The organism is Acinetobacter sp. HR7 (assembly GCF_000773685.1).
GTDB lineage: Bacteria > Pseudomonadota > Gammaproteobacteria > Pseudomonadales > Moraxellaceae > Acinetobacter > Acinetobacter thermotolerans.
The window spans coordinates 21,877-27,995 of sequence record NZ_JPQO01000039.1; the positions used below are offsets into that span (position 1 = coordinate 21,877).

Annotated in this window: 6 protein-coding genes; 3 read left to right on the top strand and 3 right to left on the bottom strand. The window is 40.8% G+C overall.

Going from position 1 to position 6,119, the window contains the following annotated elements; all coding sequences use genetic code 11:
- Positions 1 to 11: 11 nt before the first annotated feature.
- Positions 12 to 971: a hypothetical protein gene (locus GW12_RS02745; protein ID WP_034583105.1), complete on the top strand. Its 960-nt coding sequence runs from the start codon at positions 12 to 14 to the stop codon at positions 969 to 971.
- A gap of 33 nt (positions 972 to 1,004) precedes the next feature.
- Here the strand turns inward: GW12_RS02745 and tsaA are convergent, their stop codons facing one another.
- Entirely contained in the window at positions 1,005 to 1,715 is a 711-nt protein-coding gene (gene tsaA, locus GW12_RS02750; protein WP_034583107.1) for a tRNA (N6-threonylcarbamoyladenosine(37)-N6)-methyltransferase TrmO, read from the bottom strand.
- Positions 1,716 to 1,820: 105 nt separating this feature from the next.
- Here tsaA and GW12_RS02755 point away from each other — a divergent pair, with 105 nt between their 5' ends.
- Complete coding sequence (locus tag GW12_RS02755) at positions 1,821 to 2,600, top strand: ferredoxin--NADP reductase (protein WP_034583109.1); 780 nt, start codon at positions 1,821 to 1,823, stop codon at positions 2,598 to 2,600.
- Between the two features lie 372 nt (positions 2,601 to 2,972).
- Positions 2,973 to 5,387, top strand: coding sequence for a membrane-bound PQQ-dependent dehydrogenase, glucose/quinate/shikimate family (locus tag GW12_RS02760; protein WP_034583112.1), 2,415 nt, complete (start codon positions 2,973 to 2,975; stop codon positions 5,385 to 5,387).
- A gap of 70 nt (positions 5,388 to 5,457) precedes the next feature.
- Here the strand turns inward: GW12_RS02760 and GW12_RS02765 are convergent, their stop codons facing one another.
- Together GW12_RS02765 and GW12_RS02770 are read right to left on the bottom strand one after the other, a co-directional pair.
- Complete coding sequence (locus GW12_RS02765) at positions 5,458 to 5,640, bottom strand: hypothetical protein (RefSeq protein WP_034583114.1); 183 nt, start codon at positions 5,638 to 5,640, stop codon at positions 5,458 to 5,460.
- Between the two features lie 26 nt (positions 5,641 to 5,666).
- Positions 5,667 to 5,915, bottom strand: coding sequence for a hypothetical protein (locus GW12_RS02770; RefSeq protein WP_034583116.1), 249 nt, complete (start codon positions 5,913 to 5,915; stop codon positions 5,667 to 5,669).
- Between the last annotated feature and the right edge of the window lie 204 nt (positions 5,916 to 6,119).

The following is a 6,119-nucleotide window of genomic DNA, read 5'->3' on the forward strand; positions in this document are numbered from 1 at the left end:
AGTTATAAAAAATGAAATTTAAAACACTTTCTTTATCGCTATTTTCTGCTTTTTTATTGACTGCTTGTGGAGGTGGTGGAAGTAGCAGTGACTCTTCCAATAGTACAAATCCTCAAAATGGTTCAGCCAATACTGAAACAACAGAAAATAATACAGGTAATACAGGTAATACAGGTAATACAGGTAATACTAACCCAAATAATGAAAATAATACTGTTTCGAAATTTGCTAGTTATTACTATCCTGGTATTGGAATCCAAGCAGCCAAAGAAACGTTTACACTTATTGGAGAAAAACTGTATTCAGATCGCACACCAAATACATTACGGGCTCCACAAATCGCATATCACTATTTAACTAAAGATCATCATTACGATATTTCCAATGTCAAGACACAATATGGCTATGAAATTGGAACTCTCCAACGTCTAAATAATGAGTGGATTCAAAAGCCTTATTCATCTAAAAATCACAATCTATTAACTATTACACAAACTGTTAAGACAATTCCGCTCGATGGCAAACTATTAGCTGAATATATTGATAACGAATACTTTAAAGCCAAACAAAGTGATTATATGGCTTTATTTAAAGACGTTAAATTTGATAAAGGTGCAGAATGCATAATGGTCGAATCCGAAAATGCTTCTGAAGAATATGTGATGACGCCTTTTTACCATCTGAATGCTTACTCATCTGTAAAAGATTTTTACGGAGATAGACCAACAGTAGAAAAGAACTTTGCAGGATTCAAAGTTTATTTAAATGGAGATACCTTAGTCGAAGATGATGAATCCGCTCTAGTAGAAGCAGACGGTAAATTTTTCTATGCTGACTATTATAAAGCTGGTAAAAATTTTGATTGGTATGAAGCCAATCCACTTCTAGATCATGAATGCGATCTCTTTAATGAGCAAGCTCAGAAATCTATCGATACAGTACTAAGTGCAGTACTAAGTGGATTTAAATAATCAAGATTATAAAGGAGCCTTCTGGCTCCTTTGTTATAGCTCAATTTCTTCTATCAACACCGACGTGTCATTGACACTAAATTTGATATTAAAATCGGCAAAACGCATTCCATAAACCCGTTCCGGATCATCCTGATACGCGGGACGTGGATCAAGCGCAAGTACTTCCAAAAGTTCGCGAATGGTATGTTCCGACAGCTTGTTTTCTTGAATCAACTGATTTCTTTCCAGTTCTGCCTGTTCAGACCAGACCACATATTTGCGTACCGGTTCATCTTGCGCGTAGCCACTTTGCGCTTCAGGTACTGAGTCAGAATACTGGATATAAGGTTTAATATCGATAATCGGGGTGCCGTCTAGCAGGTCACTGCCCGTCACATACACTCGAACTGATTTACCGACTTTTTTAACTTCTTTCAGCTGCACCACAGACAGCCCGATTGGTGATGGCCGGTACATGCTACGGGTGGCAAAGACACCGATTTTCTTGTTGCCACCCAAACGTGGTGGACGGACTTGTGGGCGAAACTTACTGTTTTCCTGATGCTTATTGTCATGAAACTGCCACAGCAGCCATAAGTGACTGAACGCCTCAATCCCTTCAAAAGCCAACAGGTCATTGTACGGCCACTGCATTTCAATATAGGACTCGACATCCACTAAATTCGGCTGACGTGGGATGCCGAACTTTTCTTTATAGGGAGATTTCATTATACCAATTATGGGTATGGTTAATTCTTGCATAATCACTTTTTTTGATAAGCTCAATTAAATATATTCAGTTTATCGAGAATGAATTTGGTTTAGAATAGCAGCCTGTTCTAATTTGATAACTTATTGAGACCTTTAATGGCTGCTTTTAACGTCGAAAAGATTACTCACGTCCACCATTGGAATGACACTTTATTCTCTTTTAAAACGACTCGTGACCAAGCTCTGCGTTTTAAAAACGGTCAGTTTGTGATGATCGGTCTTGAAGTCAATGGTAAGCCGTTAATGCGTGCATATTCAATCGCAAGTGCAAACTACGAAGAAGAATTAGAGTTTTTCTCAATTAAAGTGCCAGATGGTCCGCTTACTTCTATCCTGCAAAAAGTAAAAGTCGGCGACGAAATCCTGGTTTCTAAAAAACCGACAGGTACACTGGTTCTTGATGACTTAAACCCAGGTAAAAACCTGTACCTGCTTTCTTCTGGTACTGGTCTTGCTCCTTTCCTGTCTGTGATCCGTGATCCAGAAACTTATGAACGTTTTGAAAAAATCATCGTGGTTCACGGTACCCGTTACATTTCAGAACTAGCGTATCAAGACCTGATCCTGAATGAAATTCCAAATCATGAATTCTTCGGCGAGTTAGGTGCAAAAGAAAAACTGATTTATTACCCAACAGTAACTCGTGAAGAGTTCCATACTCAAGGTCGTGTAACGACTGCAATTGAAACTGGTGCACTATTCGAGAAAATCGGTCTGCCACGTTTCAATCCTGAAACTGACCGTGCAATGCTGTGTGGTTCTCCTGCATTCCTGGACGATGTTGCTGCACTGCTGGATCAACACGGCCTGAAAGAATCTCCACGTATGGGTGTTCTGGGTGACTACGTAATTGAACGTGCATTCGTAGAAAAATAATCTGCAAAAATTCTTTTGCAATCCTAAAACGCATGCTTAAAGCATGCGTTTTTTATATACAATAAGTCTTAATTTAAAAGAATTAATCCAAGCTATTCTCTACTTAAAATTTCTTATAATTAGCGAACTTATGCAGTTACAATTGTTTAAAACAATAAAATAAATGATAAATATCAATACTCACATTATATTTTTTAGTCAAAAATTCATTCTTAAATGTTAGAATATGTAACTGTAATTGATTTCTCCTGAGGATTTATCCTCGCTAAAGACTTAGTTACATAAACTCTGTAAACTTTTAATTCGATCTGTTTTGATCCCATTCTCCTGTTTCACCGTTTATGCAACCAAGCCGTTTTTTATAGGCAAGGTATGAGCACTGAACAACCCTCCTCTATCGAGCGTACAGGGTCTAAAGTCTATCGATATTTTGTAGTCGTGCTGACTTTACTTGTTGCGCTGTACTTGATCATTCAAGGCGCTAAATTACTCAGCCTCGGTGGTACAAGTTATTATCTCATCGCAGGGATTGCCTATGTTGCAATCGCCATTTTCTATGCGATGAAAAAAGCCCTTGGTTTCTGGCTTTCTATTGTTACCTTTATTGCAACCATCATCTGGTCTATTGCTGAAGTTCAAGGTTTAAGCTTCTGGCAATATATCCCACGTCTGGTGGTTCCAACTATTCTGTTTGTCCTCAGCATGTGGGCAAGCAAAAACCTGCCAGCACTCGATGCTGCAAAAATCAAAGCTGCCAATCTTGTTGGCTTTGCCGGTTTCTTTGCCTGTGTCGCAGCCCTGATTGCTGCTTTCTTCCCACACGGCAAAATCCTCAATCCTGTTGATATCGTACAAGACCCTGCACTGGCTAAACCGAATGCAGAAAACCCGGACAACTGGGAATATTTTGGTCGTAATGGTAACGGTACCCGCTTTGCACCGTACACTGACATTACCCCTGAAAATGTCAAAGATCTGAAAGTTGCTTGGACTTATCACACTGGTCGTGATACATCTGCGGGTGTTGATGAAAATACACCAATTCAAATTGATAGTACTTTATATTCATGCACACCAACTAACATCATTTCAGCGATTGATGGTGACAGCGGTAAAGCACTTTGGAAATATGATCCGCATGCAAAAACTGCAGAGCATATTACCTGCCGTGGTGTTGGTTACTATGATGCAACTAAAGACAAATCTTTAACTGCAGCAGACCTTCAAGCACCTGGTATCAAAGCTTGTCCACAACGTATCCTGACTTCAACTGTTGATGGCCGTTTAATTGCCTTGAATGCCAAAACTGGTGCTTTATGTCCAGAATTTGGTGTGAATGGTCAGGTCGATGTTCTGCATGACATGGGTCCTACGGAACAAAGTAAACGTTACCACCCAACTTCTACTCCACTGATTGCAGGTCATGTCGCTGTATTAGGTGGCTGGGTACGCGATATCGTGCATGGCGAACCATCTGGTGTTGTCCGTGCTTATGACGTTCGTACTGGTAAATTAGCTTGGGCTTGGGATGTCGGCAATCCTGAACTTGTAGGTGAACCTAAAGATGGCAAAGGCTTTACTTTAGAAACACCAAACATGTGGACCATCCCGACTTATGACAAAGACCTGAATCTGGTTTACTTGCCTACAGGTAATGGTCCTCCTGACTACTGGGGTGGTGACCGTAACGCAGCCAAAGAAAAATTTGGTTCTGCAATTGTTGCGGTAAATGCCTTGACTGGTAAAACTGTTTGGACTTATCAAACTGTTCACCACGATGTCTGGGATTATGACTTGCCGTCACAACCTGTGCTTTATGACATGACTGATGATCATGGCAAAAAAGTTCCAGCATTGATTCAAACCACCAAAATGGGTCAAATCTTCGTTCTTGACCGCCGTACTGGTAAACCAGTCACTAAAGTTGAAGAACGTCCAGTCGACACCAACGGTGCTGAAGGTGAAAAACTTTCTCCCACCCAACCATTCTCTGTTGGCATGCCACAAATTGGTAATGCGACACTGACTGAACAGGATATGTGGGGCATCTCAACCTTTGACCAATTGGCTTGTCGTATCGACTTTAAAGACTCTGTCTACAACGGTCTATACACTGCACCGGGCGAAAAACCATATATCGAATGGCCTAGCCTGCTTGGTGGCTTCAACTGGGGCGGTATCTCCATTGATGAATCTACCGGCATGATGTACGTCAACGATATGCGTATGCCACTTCGTATGTCATTGGTACGTAAAGAAGATATGAGCAAATACCATATCTCAACTGACGAAGTTCCAGGATTCATGGGTACAGTACGTCCACAATTGGCTGGTCCTTATGCCGGTGTGAAAATCGACATCATGCAGTCTAAACTGGGTGTACCTTGTAACAAGCCACCGTTTGGTACCATGACTGCCATCGACTTGAAATCTAAAAAAGTTGTTTGGGAAGTCCCAATGGGTACAGCCAAAGAATTAGGTCCATTAGGTGTTAAAACCCATATGCCAATTCCTTTAGGTATGCCTACACTCGGTGGTCCAACTTCAACTGCGTCTGGTCTGGTGTTCTTCGCAGGTACTCAGGATTACTACCTCCGTGCGCTGGATTCAAAAACAGGTAAAGAAGTGTGGAAAGCTGAATTGCCTGTTGCTGCTGTCGCTGCACCACTCATTTATAAATCTCCAAAAACTGGCAAACAATATGTTGTCATTTCTGCAGGTGGTGCAAGCCACTCTAAAGATGTGGGTGACTATATCATTGCCTATGCTTTACCTGATCAAAAATAATTTTTGATAGATAAAGAAAAAACCGAAGCTTAGGCTTCGGTTTTTTTATATGCAGCATACCGAAAATCAATTAACGATTTACGCCTTCCTGATTTGCAGAACCAGAACAGCCTGCGCCACCACCAATCACAAAACCGCGTTCAGCTTTACATGAACCAATGACACGCCCATGAGAATCATAAGTGGTTACTGTAGAAGCGCAGCCAGTCAGTACTAATGTTGCTGCAAGTGCGATAAGTGCTGTAAGTTTCATTGTCTTTCCCCTCTAAAAATTCAGGATTAATTTAATTTGATTTGCGTTTGGCTTGGTGGTACGGGTAACAGCCCCGTCTTTTCATTCACAGTGTTGTAATTCACACCAATGGCATTACCGGAACCACCGCAAACTGCCGATGCAGTTGAAAGCAAGCCACGAGTAGCCTTACATGAACCAATCACCTGACCGGCTGCATCGTAAGTCACCACCATGGAGCTACACCCCGTCAGCAGCAGAATTGTTGAAATAGCAAATAGTTTTTTGAAGTTCATTGTTCCCCCTCAAAAACAATAAAAATTTAAATCGTCTAGTTATATGACTGTTTTAAGATTACGCGAGAGATTCTTCCTAAATTTACTTGATTTGTAAAGTTTTATTTTTCCACCAATTGAGACTAATGAGGCCATAAAAAAGCCACCCGAAGGTGTAATGCCAGTCAGTTAAGCAAATATTAGTAAAATGTAGTAAAAATGAGT

Coding starts and splice junctions, on each gene's coding strand:
- GW12_RS02755 (WP_034583109.1), top strand. CDS start 1,821: ATGGCTGCTTTTAACGTCGAAAAGATTACTCACGTCCACCATTGGAAT.
- GW12_RS02760 (WP_034583112.1), top strand. CDS start 2,973: ATGAGCACTGAACAACCCTCCTCTATCGAGCGTACAGGGTCTAAAGTC.
- GW12_RS02770 (WP_034583116.1), bottom strand. CDS start 5,915: ATGAACTTCAAAAAACTATTTGCTATTTCAACAATTCTGCTGCTGACG.
- GW12_RS02765 (WP_034583114.1), bottom strand. CDS start 5,640: ATGAAACTTACAGCACTTATCGCACTTGCAGCAACATTAGTACTGACT.
- GW12_RS02745 (WP_034583105.1), top strand. CDS start 12: ATGAAATTTAAAACACTTTCTTTATCGCTATTTTCTGCTTTTTTATTG.
- tsaA (WP_034583107.1), bottom strand. CDS start 1,715: ATGCAAGAATTAACCATACCCATAATTGGTATAATGAAATCTCCCTAT.